Origin of the sequence: Wenzhouxiangella psychrophila (assembly GCF_042310375.1) — a bacterium.
GTDB lineage: Bacteria > Pseudomonadota > Gammaproteobacteria > Xanthomonadales > Wenzhouxiangellaceae > Wenzhouxiangella.
In genome coordinates, this window is sequence record NZ_JBHJMQ010000004.1 from 96544 (window position 1) to 111712 (window position 15169).

Consider the following 15169-nt stretch of genomic DNA (forward strand, 5'->3'; position numbering starts at 1 on the left):
TTTAACGGCGCAACGGTACCCTGCTTTACAAGTCCGCGAGCTTCGGAGACACTGAAATACAATAAATTCCAAAGTATTTGCGAAGAGGAGAGGCACGCATGTCAGAGCACCATCCACAGCCGCAGATTTACCCTGTTCCCGACGAGATCGCGCGGTCCGCCCATGTCGACCGCAATCGGTTCGAGGAGCTCACACGGGAGGCGCGCGACAACGAGGATGGGTTCTGGAACCGGATCGGCCAGAGACTCGACTGGATCAAACCCTATTCGCGCATCAAGGATGTCAATTTCGACCTCGACGACCTGCACATCCGTTGGTATGACGATGGCACGCTCAATGTCTGCGCCAACTGCGTCGATCGCCATCTTGATACCCGCGGCGACCAGGTTGCCATCCTGTGGGAAAGCGACGACCCCGACAAGGACGAAAAGATCACCTACCGGCAGTTGCATGATCGCGTCTGCCGTTTCGCCAACGTGCTCAAGCGCCTGGGCGTCGGCAAGGGCGACCGCGTCACGCTCTACATGCCGATGATTCCCGATGCTGCCGTGGCCATGCTGGCCTGCGCGCGCATCGGCGCGATCCACTCGGTGGTGTTTGGCGGCTTTTCGCCCGATGCTCTGGCCGGGCGCATCATCGACTGCGACTCGAAGTGCGTGATCACCGCCGACGAGGGCGTGCGCGGCGGCAAGGCAACACCGCTGAAGAAGAACGTTGACCGTGCCCTGTCCAATGACGCCGCCGCCGAGCGCGTCGAGTCGGTGCTAGTCGTCCGCAACACGGGCAACGAAATCGATTGGAACGACAGGCGCGACCACTGGCTCCACGACAAACTCGAACACGTCGACGCCAATTGCGAGCCCGAGGAGATGAGCGCCGAGGATCCGCTGTTCATCCTCTATACCTCCGGCTCGACCGGCAAGCCCAAGGGCGTACTCCATACCTCCGGTGGCTACCTGGCCTGGGCCAGCTGGACGCACGAAGTCGTCTTCGACTATCAGGACGGGGAAATCTACTGGTGCACGGCGGACGTCGGCTGGGTGACCGGCCACAGTTACATCGTCTACGGGCCGCTGGCCAACGGCGCCACCACCCTGATGTTCGAGGGCGTCCCCAACTACCCCGACAACAGCCGTTTCTGGCAGGTGGTCGACAAGCACCAGGTCAGCATTTTCTATACCGCACCCACGGCCATTCGCGCCCTGATGCGCGGCGGCGACGAACCGGTCAAAAAGACCAGCCGCGAATCGCTGCGCATTCTCGGCACCGTCGGCGAGCCGATCAATCCCGAGGCCTGGGAGTGGTACTACAAGGTCGTCGGTGACGGTCGCTGCCCGATCGCCGACACCTGGTGGCAGACCGAGACCGGCGGCATCCTGATCAGCCCCCTGCCCGGCGCGACGGATCTCAAGCCGGGCTCGGCCACAAAACCCCTGCCCGGCATCAAGCCCGCACTGCTCGATTCCGACGGCAACGAACTCGAAGGCGCGGCCTCTGGCAATCTCGTGCTCACCGGCAGCTGGCCCGGCCAGATGCGTACCGTCTACGGCGATCACAAGCGCTTCGGCGAAACCTATTTCTCGGCCTACCCGGGACGCTATTTCACCGGCGACGGCGCCAAGCGCGACGAAGACGGCTACTACTGGATTACCGGACGCGTCGACGACGTGATCAACGTCTCGGGCCACCGCCTGGGCACGGCCGAAGTCGAGTCCGCCCTGGTGGCGCACAAGGCTGTGGCCGAGGCCGCCGTCGTCGGATTTCCGCACGACATCAAGGGCCAGGGCGTCTACGCCTACGTCACCTTGATGGCCGGACGCGAAGGCGACGATGAACTGGCGAAAGAGCTGGTCCAGTGGGTACGCGAGGAGATCGGCCCCATTGCCACGATCGACCACCTGCAGTGGGCCCCGGGCCTGCCGAAGACCCGCTCGGGCAAGATCATGCGCCGAATCCTGAGAAAGATCGCCGCCAACGAGCACGACCAGCTGGGTGATACCTCGACCCTGGCCGATCCGGACGTGGTCGAGCATCTGATCGAGAACCGACGGCAGGTCTGATGCGCGAACGAATGCGCACGCGGCCTGCACGGGAGCACCCGGAAAGGTTCAGTCGATCAGCGCGGCGGCATGACGGCGCAGGTGATCGTCGATGAAGCTGGCGATGAAGAAATAGGAATGGTCGTAACCGGGCTGCGTGCGCAGTTCGAGGTCGACGCCCTTCTCCACGCAGGCGGCTTCCAGTTCCGCGGGGCGAAGCTGGCCGTCTTGCAGGAAATTGTCGTCGCCGCCCTGGTCGACCAGGATTGGGCCTGCGTAGCCTGACTGTCGGATCAACTCGCAGGCGTCCCACTCCCGCCAGGCCTTGCGATCGTCGCCCAGGTAGCCGGAAAAGGCCTTCCGGCCCCAGTCGCAGCGGGTCGGGTTGCAGATCGGCGCGAAGGCGGAAACCGTCCGGTAGCGGCCCGGATTGCGCAGCGCGCAGACCAGGGCACCGTGACCGCCCATGGAATGACCGCAGATCGACTGGCGCTCGTCGACCGGGAGGTTCGCGACGATGACCTGCGGCAGCTCGTCGGTGACGTAGTCGTACATGCGGTAGTGGCGGTTCCAGGGCGAGCGTGTGGCGTTGAGGTAGAAACCCGCTCCCGATCCGAAATCGTAGCTGTCGTCCTCTCCCGGCAGGTCGATGTTGCGCGGGCTGGTGTCCGGACAGACGATGGCCAGGCCGAGCTCCGCAGCCATACGGTGCGCACCGGCCTTCTGCATGAAATTCTCGTCGGTGCAGGTCAGGCCCGATAGCCACCACAGCACCGGCACTGGCCCGGATTCCGCGGCTGGCGGAAGGTAGACGGCGAAAACCATGTCGCAATCGAGACAATCCGAGCGATGGCGAAAGCGTCGATGCCAGCCGCCGAAACTGCAATTGGCCGAAACCTGTTCGATCCCGTCGGTCATATCAACTGCCTCCGGTTTCAATAGTGTAAGACGGTGCGAATGCTCTTGCCGGCATGCAGCAATTCGAAGGCTTCGTTGATCTTCTCGAAGGGCATGTCATGGGTGATGAACTCGTCAATCCTGATCTCGCCGTCCATGTAGCGCTGCACGTAGTCCGGCAACTCGCTGCGGCCCTTGACGCCGCCGAAAGCGGAGCCGCGCCATACGCGACCGGTCACGAGCTGGAACGGCCGGGTCGAGATCTCCTCGCCTGCGCCGGCCACGCCGATGATGACCGACTCGCCCCAACCCTTGTGGCAGCATTCGAGCGCCGAACGCATGACGTTGACATTGCCGATGCACTCGAATGAATAGTCCACGCCACCGTCGGTCATGTCGACGATCACTTCCTGGATCGATTCGGAATGATCCCGGGGATTGACGAAGTCCGTGGCGCCGAACTGGCGCGCCAGCTCGAACTTGTCGGGGTTGATGTCGATCGCGATGATTCTTTCGGCGCCGGCCATCACCGCGCCCTGGATCACGGCCAGGCCGATGGCGCCGAGGCCGAACACGGCCACCGTCGAGCCGGCTTCGACCCGGGCGGTGTTGAGTACCGCCCCGATGCCGGTGGTCACACCGCAGCCGAGCAGGCAGATCTTGTCCAGCGGCGCTTCCTTCGACACCTTCGCCAGCGATACCTCCGGCACGACGGTATAACGACTGAAGGTCGAGGTACCCATGTAGTGATGCAGGGGCTTGCCGTCGACCGAAAAACGCGAACTACCGTCGGGCATGAGACCCTTCCCCTGTGTGGCACGAACGGCCTGGCAGAGATTGGTCTTGCCCGAGGTGCAGAACTTGCACTTGCCGCACTCGGCCGTATAGAGGGGAATGACGTGGTCGCCCTCGGACACGCTGGTCACGCCCTCACCCACTTCGCGCACGATACCGGCGCCCTCGTGGCCGAGCACCGAGGGGAAGAGTCCTTCCGGATCGGCGCCCGAAAGCGTATAGGCATCGGTATGACAGACGCTGGTCGCCACGATCTCGACGAGCACCTCGCCGGCGCGCGGCCCGGCGACATCGATCTCGAGCACTTCGAGGGGTTTCCCGGCTTGGCGGGCGACGGCGGCTATCGATTTCATGGCGTACTTCTCCCTATGTTCTGCTTGAAGAGCTATTAGAACATCCGCACATCGACAAGTCTCGCGACCTGCCTGCCGCTCACTCCAGATCGCGGTAGCATTCCGGCCTGAAACGGGGCGTGCACAGGGCCAGGAACACCAGGTCCTGGTCGCCGTCGTTCTCGATGCGCTGGGCCCGTCCCGGCTCGATGATCACCACATCGCCGACCGTTACCGGTTCCGGCCCTTCGCGATCGAGTTCAACGCGCCCTTGCCCGGCCAGGATCACATAGCGCTCCGTGATGCCCTCGAGCGCGTGCCAGCGGGTGGTATCCCCCGGTGCCACGCGGGCCCGGGCAACGGACAGATCCGGATCATCGAGCTGGTTGCTCAGCTCGGTGATCCAGCAGCCTTCCTCGAACCAGTACTCGGATCGATCCCTGGCGCGTCGAATCGTCACGGCGCGTGCCCCTCCTTCGGCTGCGGCACCCAGTTGTGGCCGAGATTGTCCATCTGCGCCAGGATCCAGCGTTGGCGCTCGAGAAGGAAATCATCGGGGCGGTCGGCATCGAAGCGCTTTGGCGCGGGCAACAGCGCGGCGAGCAAGGCGGCTTCTCCTCGGGTCAGGGCCGAAGCCGGCTTGCCGAAATAATGGAGCGACGCCGCCCCCGCACCGTAGACACCGTCGTCGAATTCGGCGATGTTGAGATAGATTTCGAGCAGGCGATGCTTGGGCACGAACAACTCCAGCGGCAGGGTCAGCGTTGCTTCCAGGCCCTTGCGAACCCAGTCGCGCCCGGGCCAGAGATAGAGATTGCGCGCCAGCTGCTGCGTGATGGTGCTGGCGCCGCGCAGCCGACCGCCGTCGAGCCGCGTATCGACGGCCTGGCGGATCTGGTCGATGTCGAATCCGAAATGTTGGGGAAACTTCTGGTCTTCGGCCGCAATGACTGCGAGCTTGAGGTGGTCGGAGATCCGCCGGTAGGGTACCCATTCCTGGCGGACGGATCGATCGTTTTGCCAGGCGTCGAGGGTCATGTAGGCCGATGTTGTCGGATCGATCCATCGCAGCGGCAGGGTCAGGCCGATCAGGAGAAGCAGGACGAGCAACCCCAGGCGCCATATCCACTTCAGGCAGGAACGCAGGAAGAGCTTCACCGCTCACCCTGCTGCCGCAGCACCGCGCAGAGTTTGCGGAAATCCGGCTCGCTCAGCTGCCCGCGGAACACGCAGAGTGCGCGGGGCAATCGCCTTTCGTTACGCCAGCGAATCCCGACATAGACCGGCGAGACGAACGGCGTGCCGTCAAGCTTGCCCGTGGATCGCGTACCTGAGCGGCCGCGAAGGTGGATGCTTTCACCGTCGATGGCCAGGCCCGTGGCATCAGGCCAAAGCAGGCGCAAGATACTCCGGCTGCCCAGGCCAATGACCAGGAGCGCAATCGGCAGCTGGACGACAAGCGGCAGCCCGTTGGCGAAAGCCGCGACCAGGCCGAGCAAGGTCAGCCCGGACAGCACCAGGGCCATCCCGGGTGATGGACCCACCGGCCATTCACTGCTTTGATGGTCCGAAGTGGCGCGCACGGATTGCCTCGACGATGTCTTCCAGGCCGGGTTCGGGTCGCGAGCGACCCAGCAGCCAGTCCCAGAGCCGATCATCCTCGATCTCCAGCAGCCGGTCGAAGTCCTCGCGAAGATGCTCATCGGCCCCGCTCCAACAATCATCGAGCCAGCCGCCGAGCATTACATCGAGCTCCTGCATCCCGCGCCGACAACGCCAGCGCAGTCGCGATGGGGGCTGTTTCGGATTCATTGCGTATCGGAGACGCTATAACCCGCGGCGTGCGAGCATCATTTTCTTGATTTCGGCGATGGCCTTGGCCGGATTCAGGCCCTTGGGGCAGGTCTTGGTGCAATTCATGATGGTGTGGCACCGATACAGGCGGAACGGATCCTCGAGATCGTCGAGGCGCTCACCCGTGGCTTCGTCGCGCGAATCCACCAGCCAGCGATAGGCCTGCAGCAGGATGGCCGGCCCCAGGTAACGCTCGCCGCTCCACCAGTAGCTCGGACAGGCGGTCGAGCAGCACGCGCACAGGATGCATTCGTACAGCCCGTCGATGTGTTTGCGGTCCTCGGGCGACTGCAGGCGTTCCTTGTCCGGCGGCGCCGGGCTTTGCGTGCGCAGCCACGGCCGGATCGAGGCGTACTGGGCATAAAAGTGCGTGAGGTCGGGAACGAGGTCCTTGACCACCGGCATGTGCGGTAGCGGGTAGATCTTGACATCACCCTTGACCTCGTCGATTCCCTTGGTGCAGGCCAGCGTATTGGTACCGTCGATGTTGAAGGCGCAGGAACCGCAGATGCCCTCGCGGCAGGAGCGACGAAAGGTCAGCGTTGGATCGATCTCGTTCTTGATCTTGACGACGGCGTCGAGCACCATCGGCCCGCAGTCATCGAGGTCGATGTCGAACGAATCGATGCGCGGATTCTCGCCGCTGTCGGGCTCCCAGCGATAGATGCGGAAGGTCTTGACGTTCTTCGCCCCTTCCGGTGCCGGATAGTGCTTGCCCTTTTTGATGCGTGAATTCTTGGGAAGTCTGAACTCTGCCATTAGTATGTCCGTGCCTTCGGAGGGATGACATCACACTCTTCGGTCAGCGTGTGCATGTGCACCGGCCGGTAATCAATCTTCGTCTTGCCGGCCTCGTCCATCCAGATCAGTGTGTGCTTCATCCAGTTCTCGTCGTCGCGATCGCCGTGGTCTTCCCGGGCGTGCGCGCCGCGACTCTCGGTGCGGTTTTCGGCCGCCATCATGGTGGTCACCGCGTTGCCGAGCAGATTCCTGAGCTCGAGGGTCTCGACCAGGTCGGAATTCCACACCAGCGAACGATCGCTGACCTTGATCCGGTCGAACTTGCCCGCCACGTCGGCGATCTTCTCGCGGCCCTCTCCCAGCGTTTCGCCGGTTCGAAAGACCGCGGCGTTGTTCTGCATGACCTGCTGCATCTCGCCGCGAATCTCGGCCGTGGGCAGGTCCCCGTCGGCATGACGCAGGCGATCGAACTCGTCGAGCACCTTGTTGACCGTGCCTTCCGGCAGCGGCTTGTGCGACTGGCCGGGCTCGATGGTCTCACCGCAGCGGATCGCCACGGCCCGGCCGAAGACGATCAGGTCCAGCAGGGAATTGGAGCCCAGCCGATTGGCGCCGTGAACCGAAACACAGGCCGCCTCACCGATGGAGTACAGGCCCGGTACGACGCTGTCGGGATTGCCGTCGGCGAGCGTGACGACCTCGCCGTGGTGGTTGGTCGGAATGCCGCCCATGTTGTAGTGCACCGTCGGCAGCACCGGGATGGGATCCCTGGTGACGTCGACGCCGGAGAAGATCCGGGCCGACTCGGCAATGCCCGGCAGGCGCTCGTTGATGACATCGGCGCCCAGGTGCTGCAGGTTGAGGTGGATGTGATCCTTGTTCGGACCCACGCCGCGGCCCTCGCGAATCTCGATGGTCATCGAGCGTGAAACCACGTCACGCGAGGCCAGGTCCTTGGCATTGGGCGCGTAACGCTCCATGAAGCGCTCACCCTCGGAATTGGTCAGGTAGCCGCCCTCCCCGCGCACGCCCTCGGTGATCAGGCAGCCGGCGCCGTAGATGCCGGTGGGATGGAATTGTACGAACTCCATGTCCTGCAGCGGCAGGCCGGCGCGCAGCACCATGCCGTTGCCGTCACCGGTGCAGGTGTGCGCCGAAGTACAGGAAAAGTATGAACGGCCATAGCCGCCGGTAGCCAGAATCACTGCATGGGCGCGAAACTCGTGCAATGTGCCCGTAGTCAGGTCCCAGGCGAGCACGCCACGGCAGGCGCCGTCGTCGTCCATCAGCAGGTCGATGGCGAAATACTCGATGAAGAACTGGGCGTCGTGCTTGAGCGACTGCTGGTAGAGGGTATGCAGGATGGCGTGACCGGTACGGTCCGCGGCCGCACAGGTGCGTTGGGCGGTGCCCTCGCCATAATGCGTGGTCATGCCGCCGAAGGGCCGCTGGTATATCTTGCCCTCTTCCGTGCGCGAGAACGGCACGCCGAAGTGCTCCAGCTCGACCACGGCCTGCATGGCGTTCTTACACATGTATTCGATGGCGTCCTGGTCGCCGAGCCAGTCCGACCCCTTGACCGTGTCGTACATGTGCCAGCGCCAGTCGTCCTCGCCCATGTTGCTCAGTGCGGCACTCATGCCGCCCTGGGCGGCTACCGTATGCGAGCGGGTCGGAAAGACCTTGGTGATGCAAGCAGTGTTCAGCCCGGTCGCGGCCAGCCCCATGGTAGCGCGCAGGCCGGCGCCGCCCGCGCCAATGACCAGCACATCGTATTCGTGCCGGGTGATGTCGTAAGCGTTGCTCAAGTTCAGACTCCCAGAGCCAGTTTGAGAATGGCGAGTGCGCCCAGCAGGCCGCCGAACAGGGCCAATGCCTTGATGGCCACCATCAGGAATACTTCCACGGCCCGATTATCAACGTAGTCTTCGATGATGACCTGCAGGCCGAGCTGGCCGTGGTGAAAGGCGACCACCACGAAAAGGATGGCCATGACGGCATTGACCGGATGGGCGATGAATGTCGACGCGGCTGTGTGGTCGGCGCCGACGAGAGAAACCAGGGCCCACAGCAACCAGGACGTCAGCGCGACCAGGAAGATCGCTGTCAGTCGCTGCGCCCACCAATGCCCAACGCCGTCGCCGGCTGAGCCATGGTTGTGTGCGCGCTCGAGTGGATTGCGAAGTTGGTTCACAACAGGCCTCCCCAGACGATGGCCGTCAGTGCGACCGTGAGCGCCAGCACCAACCAGCCCGAAGCGTAAGCGCCCCTGAGTTCCAGCAGCCAGCCGGCATCCCAGAGCAGGTGACGGATGCCGTTGAACAGATGGTAGAAAAGCGCAACCGACCAGACGAAAAGGAGAACCAGGCCCGGCGCGCTGCCCAGCCAGGCGTTGACGGCTTCGAAGGCGCTCGGGCCGGCGGCGAGACCCACCAGCCAGGCGACGACCATGACCATGCCGAGGCTGAGCAACAGCCCGGAAAATCGATGCGCGATCGAGGTCAGCGACGTCAACTGCGGGCGGTATACCTGCAGATGAGGTGAAAGGGGGCGGTTGTCCGTCACCATGGATTCAGTACTCCCGGTTGCAGTCCAGCTCAGAAATCAATGCAGCGACCGTCTTTCTCCCAGTCGCCGTAACGGGTCGGCTCGAGACCGTTCTTGCGCCCGCCGAATTCTCGCGGCCGATCAACCTCCGGTTGTGTTACCGGTGACTCATCGGAATTCCCTTGCTTCTGGTCCGCTTCGGCAGCGTGCTGATCTGGATTCGTGCCTGACGATGTAGAATTGTAACCGCTCATGACGCTCCATTTTACCCGGCATGTCTAATCAATTTTCCCTGAATCATCTCCGCTCGTGCTCGATCGAAGGCCCGGAAGCCCTCGACTATGCACAATCGCAGTTTACCGTCGGCATCGAAAGCCTGTCGGATAACCGCTGGTCGCCGACGGCCTGGTGTGATCCCAAGGGCAGAGTCATCAGCTTCATGATGGCGCGCAGGAGTGAAGATGGCGTCGACCTCGTTCTTCCCGCTGTCCAGGTCGATACGGTTCGGGAGAGGCTTCGGCAATTCACGATCGGTCGAAAGGTGCGTATCTCCGGGCCGGGACCGGTGGCAGGCTCGTTCCAGCCTGATCCGGCCATGCCCACTCTCTCCATTGATTTGACTCGTGGCATGCGCGCACATGCCGAGGCGCACGCCGATGACGAGATGCAGCAACGTTGGCAACGGCTGGATTTGTGCAGGGGGCTGCCCTGGCTGGATCCGTCCAGCAGCCAGCAACACCTGCCGCAATGGCTGGGCCTGGAAGAACTCGGTGCCCTCGCCTACGACAAGGGCTGCTACCCCGGGCAGGAAGTCATCGCCCGGCTGCATTACCGCGGTTCGATCAAGTACAGGCTGGTCGGCATGAAATGCAATGACGCCAGCGACTTCCCCGCCCATGCCCGAGTGACCGACGCTGGCGGGAACGGCGTTGGGCACTGCCTGGGCGGCATGAACTTCAGCGGCGAGGTGATCGGCCTGGCCGTCCTCTCGACCCGAATCGAAGACGGGAGTGAGGTCTTTTTGCATGCCGGTGACCGCTCGCATTCTGCGCGAGTGACGCCGCCTGAAGGGCTGTGCTAACATCCGGAACACCAAAAGAAATCCGCAAATCATGAATTTAGAGGGGTCTGTTCAATGAAAACTTCAATCAAGCTCGCGGGTTTGGTTTTCGGCTTGATCCTGGCCGGGTCGATCTGGGCGCAGGAAGAAGCTCAGGATCAGTCCGGCGAGGCTCCGCAAGAAGCCGCAGAGGCCGCCTCTCAAACGTCTGCTCAAGATCCGCAGGAACAAGGCCCCGATCAGCAAGAAGAAGAACAGGCCGATTCCGCGGAAGCGGCTCCCCAGGACAATGACGACTCACCGGACGTAACAGCTGATTCGGAAGAGCCGGCAAGCCAGGAGCAGCCCACGGCCGCCGAAGCAGTGCCTGAATCGGCAGAAACCTTCACTTTCCAGGGGCATCCGATCTTTTCGCCTGAAACGGCCGAGCTGGTCTATCGCCCGCTGGTGGACTATCTCAACGATGCCCTTCCCTACCGGTTCAACCTGGAACTCGCGCCGGATTATCATCGTTATTGGCTGAGTGCGCGGCGCGGCGAAAATCCTCACCTGGTCCTCGAGGAACCGCACCTGATCGACTATCGCATGCAGCGGCACGAATACACGCCTCTGGTTCGCGCAAACCAGCCAATCACTTATTCCCTGCTGACGTCGATGGACAACGCCGAATCCAGTGTTCAGGACTTCGTCGGCCGGCGCGTGTCCACCATGCCGGCACCGAGCCTGGGTTACCTGATTCTGACGAGCTGGTTCGACAACCCGATGCAGCAGCCGCTTATCCAGTCCAACGCCGGTTCCTGGCTGGACGCCGTCGAAATCGTGTTTTCGCAGGAAGCCGATGCAGCCGTCGTGCCGCACAATCTGGTGTCACGCTACGTCAACCTGGCGAACGTACTTACCTCCCAGGAGTTTCCGGGCGTCACCATCGCCGCCAGCCCCGACGTGCCGGCCGATATACAGGAAGAAATCCGTGACGCATTGCTGGCCCTGCACGAAGACCAGGAGCATTTCGCCGCTCTCAACGAGCTCGACATCGACCAGTTCGTGGAAGCCAGCCCCGCGCAGTACGAAGGGCTTGAAGAGTGGCTGAGCCTGGTTTACTCGGTGCTGTGATTCATCTTTGCGCTACCAGGTAGCAGATCCAGCCGGCATCGGCATCGCCGGTGTCGGCTGGCTCGTAGATGCCATCGCCCTCGCCCGTTTCCTCGTCCGTACCCTCCCAGTAGACCTCGACCGTGGAGAAGCCTGCTTCTTGCAGCAGCTCACGGATCTCGGGCAGTGTCCATAGGCGCCAGTGGTACTCGAACGCCCGCTTGAGCTCGGAGCCGTCGGGAAATTCGAAGTGAATCTGGCAGGTCATCGCGTGCTGGATGGGATCGAAGCTGGCCTGATCCCAGACGTACGTGAAATCGTCGTACTCGGTACGTTCCTCGAGCTCGCGGTGGGCCTCGTAGCCGCCGAAAGCATCGAGAAACAGGATGCCGTCGTCGACCAGGGACTCACGCGCACGTTCGAAATAGGCGCGAAGGCTGTCGCGGGTCGTGAAGAGGTAATAACTGAAGTTCATCGCCAAAAGGGCGTCCACGCTGGCGGTCTCGGCGGTCATCACGTCGCCCTCGATCAGCTCGATCCGCGAGCGTTCTTCGGGCGTCAGGGCCTCCAGATGGTGCTCACGACCCCATTGAAGCACTGCCGAGTCGAGGTCGACGGCCACGGCACGGTGCGCTCGGCCGCTTCGCACCCAGTGGCAGGCCGTATTGGCCGTTCCGCAGAAATCCTCGCGAATGAATTCCAGCGGGCGTCCGCTCAACGTCTCGAAGGTTTCCGCCACGAACTCGAGTTCCGACTCCGGATCCTGAACGCTCTCCTCGTAAAGCGTGTGACGATCGGCCTGTTCGGCCAGCGAGACTCGTTTCCTGCTTGTACGGGACATGGGTATTCGGACTCCGGTTGAAAGCTCTGGGGCCAATCAGCCCGCTCAAGGTTGTTCGCGAATCGCCGGCCAGGCTGCGCGAAGGTAGATCGACATCGACCAGATGGTCAGCAATGCCGCAATGATCAGCAGCCAGCGGCCGATCTCCAGTACCGGGATGACCCACAGCGGTTCGCCGTAGAGAAGAAACCCGATCGCCACCATCTGCAAAATGGTCTTGATCTTGCCTACCCAGGCGACCTTGATGCGCCCGGCCTCGCCGAGCGCCGCCATCCACTCGCGCAGCGCCGATATGGTGATCTCGCGACCGATGATCACGGCCGCGGATAATGCAATGCCGATTTCGGGATGGCGCTGAACGATCAGCAGCAAGACCACGGTCACCATCAGCTTGTCGGCGACCGGGTCCAGGAAAGCGCCGAAACTGCTCGTCATTCCCCAGCGACGGGCAATCCAGCCGTCGAGTGCGTCGGTCACCGCTGCCAGGATGAACAGCCCGACCGTGACCTGGTTTGCCGTATCGAACGGCAGGTAGAACACCACCACCAGCACCGGGATGAACACGATGCGCAACAACGTCAGCAGTGTCGGAATGGTCAACTGCAAGAATTCGCTCCGGAACCGGAAAACATCACATTATCCCGCAACATTGGACTGAGCGGAACACATCATTGCTTGTGGAGGTGTTCCACGACGGCTTCGGCCAGCTTACGGCTGATTCCGCCGACACGCACCAGTTCGTCGACACCCGCCTTGCGAATGCCCTGCAAACCGCCGAATGCCTTGAGCAGGGCCTGGCGGCGCTTCGGCCCCACCCCCGGCACCTGCTCCAGCGGAGAAGCCTGGGCACGCTTCTGCCGCCTCTTGCGATGGCCGGCGATCGCGAACCGGTGCGCCTCGTCGCGGATCTGCTGGACCAGGTGCGATGCCGGGTGGTGCGGTCCCGGCACGGCTTCACGCTCACCCATGATGAATCGTTCGTGTCCGGCACGGCGCGCCGCTCCCTTGGCCACGCCGAGCATCGGAATGGCATCGAGCCCGAGCTCCTCGAAGACCTTGCGAGCGCGCCCGAGCTGCCCCTTGCCGCCGTCGATAATGACCAGGTCGGGCAAGGTGTCGGCCTTTTCCAGCACGCGGGTATAGCGTCGCCGCAGCACCTGCTCCATGGCCGCGTAGTCGTCGCCCGGCTCGATACCGCTGATATTGAAGCGGCGATATTGCTTCTTCTCGGGGCCGCCGGGGCCGAAAACCACGCACGAGCCGACCGTCTCGGTGCCGGAGATATGCGAAATATCGAAGCATTCCAGGCGCTCGGGCGGACTGGGCATTTCCAGCATTTCGGCCAGCGCGGCCAGCCCGCGGCCGACCTGGTCGCGCTCGGCCAGGCGTCGGCGCAGGGCATCGCCGGCATTCGCGACAGCCAGGCGTACCCATTCGGCTCGTTGCCCCCGCAGCCGCCAGGACAGCTCCACGCGCGCCCCGCGGCGTGAGCCCAATGCCTCCTCCCAGAGGGCGGAATCGACCGGCTCCCGGGAGAGCAGGATTTCGGCCGGCGGATTGCGATCAGCGTAGTACTGCCCCAGGAAGGCGCCCAGGATATCGGCCTCGGACATGTCGCCGTGCAGGTTGCCGGGAAAGTAGCTGCGCCCGCCCACGTTGCGGCCATGACGAAACTCGACCACGTGCACACAGGCCTTGCCCGCTTCGACATGCATGCCGATGACGTCGGTCTCGCCCGCTCCGCCGGTCACGAACTGACTACCGCGCACGCGCTGTACCGCCTGGATGCGATCACGATAGGCCGCCGCCTTCTCGAACTCGAGCGCTCGTGAGGCCTGCTCCATCCGATCGCCGAGATGCTCGATGACTTCGTCGCTGCGGCCCTCGAGAAACTGAACGGCCGCACGCACGTCCGCGGCATACTCTTCCTTGCTGATATAGCCAACGCAGGGCGCGCTGCAGCGATTGATCTGATACTGCAGGCAGGGCCGGCTGCGATTCTCGAACACCGTATCGCGGCACTGGCGCAGTCCGAACAGGCGATAGATCTGGTTGAGCGCCTCGCGTACGGCGCCAGCGCTGGAAAACGGTCCGAAGTAGCGGTGCGGCGGCTTGCGGCTGCCGCGGTAGAAGCCGATGCGTGGATAGTCGTGCGCGGTTTCGAGCCGGATCCAGGGATAGCTCTTGTCATCGCGCAAGTTGACGTTGAAGCGCGGTCGATGCGCCTTGATCCATTCGTTCTCGAGCAGCAGCGCCTCGGCTTCGGTGCGGGTCAGGCTGACTTCCATGCTGTCGACCTTGCGCACCAGCAGATTGAGCCGGGGGCCGAGGTCCTTGCGGCTGAAATAGCTGGCCACCCGGCGGCGCAGATTGCGCGCCTTGCCGACATAGAGCACCTTGCCGCCGGCATCGCGCATCAGGTAGACGCCGGGCCCGGTGCTCAGGCTTCTAGCGAAAGCGCGGCCGTCGAAATCGCTCATTGCCGCGCTGTACGCAGATCCTCGACCAGGCGATCGGCGGCGACTTCGAGCATATCGATGACGCGCTGGAAGCCGTCCACGCCGCCATAGTAAGGATCGGGTACTTCCTCGATGCCGTAGTCGGGTGCCAGGCTCATGACCAGGTCGAGGCGAGCGCCGCTGTCCGACGGCTGCCGGGCCCGGAGATCCTCGAGGTTGGATCGGTCCATCACGAAAATGGCGTCGAAGCGCGAGAAGTCCTCCGGGGTGACGACCCTCGCCCGCTCGGCGCTGATATCCAGTCCCCATTGCCGGGCGATGCGTTGCGCGCGGGGATCGGGCGGACTGCCCGCGTGATAGCCGGTGGTGCCGGCCGAGTCGGTCTCGATCACCAGTTCCGCCTGGCGCAGCTTCCAGTCGAAAACCGCCTTGGCCGTTGGGCTGCGGCAGATATTCCCCAGACAGACAAAAAGTATTCTTTTCATGGCATTACATCATTAACTTAAGGTCGA

General features: G+C 63.2%; 18 protein-coding genes. 3 read left to right on the forward strand and 15 right to left on the reverse strand.

What is annotated here, in order from left to right; all coding sequences use genetic code 11:
- Positions 1-98 precede the first annotated feature (98 nt).
- Positions 99-2060 (forward strand): acetate--CoA ligase, encoded by a 1962-nt coding sequence (gene acs, locus ACDC66_RS07050; RefSeq protein ID WP_376695985.1) that lies wholly within the window; start codon positions 99-101, stop codon positions 2058-2060.
- A gap of 48 nt (positions 2061-2108) precedes the next feature.
- Here the strand turns inward: acs and fghA are convergent, their stop codons facing one another.
- The 11 genes from fghA to ACDC66_RS07105 form a co-directional block, all read right to left on the reverse strand.
- A complete protein-coding gene (gene fghA / locus ACDC66_RS07055; RefSeq protein ID WP_376695986.1) occupies positions 2109-2957 on the reverse strand; it encodes an S-formylglutathione hydrolase in 849 nt (282 codons plus the stop codon).
- A gap of 17 nt (positions 2958-2974) precedes the next feature.
- Positions 2975-4084 carry an S-(hydroxymethyl)glutathione dehydrogenase/class III alcohol dehydrogenase gene (locus ACDC66_RS07060; protein ID WP_376695987.1) on the reverse strand — a complete coding sequence of 370 codons (1110 nt, stop codon included), beginning with the start codon at positions 4082-4084 and terminating at the stop codon, positions 2975-2977.
- A gap of 79 nt (positions 4085-4163) precedes the next feature.
- The gene (locus ACDC66_RS07065; RefSeq protein WP_376695988.1) at positions 4164-4523 is read right to left on the reverse strand and encodes a cupin domain-containing protein; all 360 of its coding nucleotides are present in this window, start codon (positions 4521-4523) and stop codon (positions 4164-4166) included.
- Entirely contained in the window at positions 4520-5221 is a 702-nt protein-coding gene (gene mtgA, locus ACDC66_RS07070; protein WP_376695989.1) for a monofunctional biosynthetic peptidoglycan transglycosylase, read from the reverse strand. The genes ACDC66_RS07065 and mtgA overlap by 4 nt, the downstream gene beginning before the upstream one ends.
- Positions 5218-5607 (reverse strand): YgfX family protein, encoded by a 390-nt coding sequence (locus ACDC66_RS07075; protein WP_376695990.1) that lies wholly within the window; start codon positions 5605-5607, stop codon positions 5218-5220. Before ACDC66_RS07075 ends, mtgA begins: the two co-directional genes overlap by 4 nt.
- 7 nt (positions 5608-5614) lie before the next feature.
- Complete coding sequence (locus tag ACDC66_RS07080; RefSeq protein ID WP_376695991.1) at positions 5615-5875, reverse strand: FAD assembly factor SdhE; 261 nt, start codon at positions 5873-5875, stop codon at positions 5615-5617.
- A gap of 15 nt (positions 5876-5890) precedes the next feature.
- Positions 5891-6676, reverse strand: coding sequence for a succinate dehydrogenase iron-sulfur subunit (locus ACDC66_RS07085; protein ID WP_376695992.1), 786 nt, complete (start codon positions 6674-6676; stop codon positions 5891-5893).
- Positions 6676-8466 (reverse strand): succinate dehydrogenase flavoprotein subunit, encoded by a 1791-nt coding sequence (gene sdhA / locus ACDC66_RS07090; protein WP_376695993.1) that lies wholly within the window; start codon positions 8464-8466, stop codon positions 6676-6678. Before sdhA ends, ACDC66_RS07085 begins: the two co-directional genes overlap by 1 nt.
- 2 nt (positions 8467-8468) lie before the next feature.
- Entirely contained in the window at positions 8469-8852 is a 384-nt protein-coding gene (sdhD, locus tag ACDC66_RS07095) for a succinate dehydrogenase, hydrophobic membrane anchor protein (RefSeq protein WP_376695994.1), read from the reverse strand.
- The gene (gene sdhC / locus ACDC66_RS07100) at positions 8849-9226 is read right to left on the reverse strand and encodes a succinate dehydrogenase, cytochrome b556 subunit (RefSeq protein ID WP_376695995.1); all 378 of its coding nucleotides are present in this window, start codon (positions 9224-9226) and stop codon (positions 8849-8851) included. Before sdhC ends, sdhD begins: the two co-directional genes overlap by 4 nt.
- Positions 9227-9255: 29 nt before the next feature.
- Complete coding sequence (locus ACDC66_RS07105; protein ID WP_376695996.1) at positions 9256-9459, reverse strand: DUF1674 domain-containing protein; 204 nt, start codon at positions 9457-9459, stop codon at positions 9256-9258.
- A gap of 20 nt (positions 9460-9479) precedes the next feature.
- Between ACDC66_RS07105 and ygfZ the strand changes: the two genes are divergently transcribed.
- Both ygfZ and ACDC66_RS07115 read left to right on the forward strand, forming a co-directional pair.
- Positions 9480-10286, forward strand: a complete 807-nt coding sequence (gene ygfZ / locus ACDC66_RS07110) for a CAF17-like 4Fe-4S cluster assembly/insertion protein YgfZ (protein WP_376695997.1) — start codon at positions 9480-9482, stop codon at positions 10284-10286.
- 54 nt (positions 10287-10340) lie between these two features.
- Positions 10341-11378, forward strand: coding sequence for a phosphate/phosphite/phosphonate ABC transporter substrate-binding protein (locus tag ACDC66_RS07115; RefSeq protein WP_376695998.1), 1038 nt, complete (start codon positions 10341-10343; stop codon positions 11376-11378).
- A gap of 1 nt (position 11379) precedes the next feature.
- Here the strand turns inward: ACDC66_RS07115 and ACDC66_RS07120 are convergent, their stop codons facing one another.
- The 4 genes from ACDC66_RS07120 to ACDC66_RS07135 form a co-directional block, all read right to left on the reverse strand.
- The gene (locus ACDC66_RS07120) at positions 11380-12198 is read right to left on the reverse strand and encodes a class I SAM-dependent methyltransferase (RefSeq protein WP_376695999.1); all 819 of its coding nucleotides are present in this window, start codon (positions 12196-12198) and stop codon (positions 11380-11382) included.
- 45 nt (positions 12199-12243) lie between these two features.
- Positions 12244-12804, reverse strand: coding sequence for a CDP-diacylglycerol--glycerol-3-phosphate 3-phosphatidyltransferase (gene pgsA, locus ACDC66_RS07125; RefSeq protein WP_376696000.1), 561 nt, complete (start codon positions 12802-12804; stop codon positions 12244-12246).
- A gap of 62 nt (positions 12805-12866) precedes the next feature.
- A complete protein-coding gene (gene uvrC / locus ACDC66_RS07130) occupies positions 12867-14678 on the reverse strand; it encodes an excinuclease ABC subunit UvrC (RefSeq protein ID WP_376696001.1) in 1812 nt (603 codons plus the stop codon).
- A complete protein-coding gene (locus tag ACDC66_RS07135; protein ID WP_376696002.1) occupies positions 14675-15142 on the reverse strand; it encodes a low molecular weight protein-tyrosine-phosphatase in 468 nt (155 codons plus the stop codon). Before ACDC66_RS07135 ends, uvrC begins: the two co-directional genes overlap by 4 nt.
- Positions 15143-15169: the final 27 nt, after the last annotated feature.

Bases quoted from the DNA above. Each gene is read 5' to 3' on its own strand.
- ACDC66_RS07115 (WP_376695998.1), top strand. From the start codon at position 10,341: ATGAAAACTTCAATCAAGCTCGCGGGTTTGGTTTTCGGCTTGATCCTG.
- ACDC66_RS07080 (WP_376695991.1), bottom strand. From the start codon at position 5,875: ATGAATCCGAAACAGCCCCCATCGCGACTGCGCTGGCGTTGTCGGCGC.
- ACDC66_RS07085 (WP_376695992.1), bottom strand. From the start codon at position 6,676: ATGGCAGAGTTCAGACTTCCCAAGAATTCACGCATCAAAAAGGGCAAG.
- uvrC (WP_376696001.1), bottom strand. From the start codon at position 14,678: ATGAGCGATTTCGACGGCCGCGCTTTCGCTAGAAGCCTGAGCACCGGG.
- ygfZ (WP_376695997.1), top strand. From the start codon at position 9,480: ATGTCTAATCAATTTTCCCTGAATCATCTCCGCTCGTGCTCGATCGAA.
- ACDC66_RS07105 (WP_376695996.1), bottom strand. From the start codon at position 9,459: ATGAGCGGTTACAATTCTACATCGTCAGGCACGAATCCAGATCAGCAC.
- fghA (WP_376695986.1), bottom strand. From the start codon at position 2,957: ATGACCGACGGGATCGAACAGGTTTCGGCCAATTGCAGTTTCGGCGGC.
- ACDC66_RS07060 (WP_376695987.1), bottom strand. From the start codon at position 4,084: ATGAAATCGATAGCCGCCGTCGCCCGCCAAGCCGGGAAACCCCTCGAA.
- ACDC66_RS07135 (WP_376696002.1), bottom strand. From the start codon at position 15,142: ATGAAAAGAATACTTTTTGTCTGTCTGGGGAATATCTGCCGCAGCCCA.
- acs (WP_376695985.1), top strand. From the start codon at position 99: ATGTCAGAGCACCATCCACAGCCGCAGATTTACCCTGTTCCCGACGAG.
- ACDC66_RS07120 (WP_376695999.1), bottom strand. From the start codon at position 12,198: ATGTCCCGTACAAGCAGGAAACGAGTCTCGCTGGCCGAACAGGCCGAT.
- sdhC (WP_376695995.1), bottom strand. From the start codon at position 9,226: ATGGTGACGGACAACCGCCCCCTTTCACCTCATCTGCAGGTATACCGC.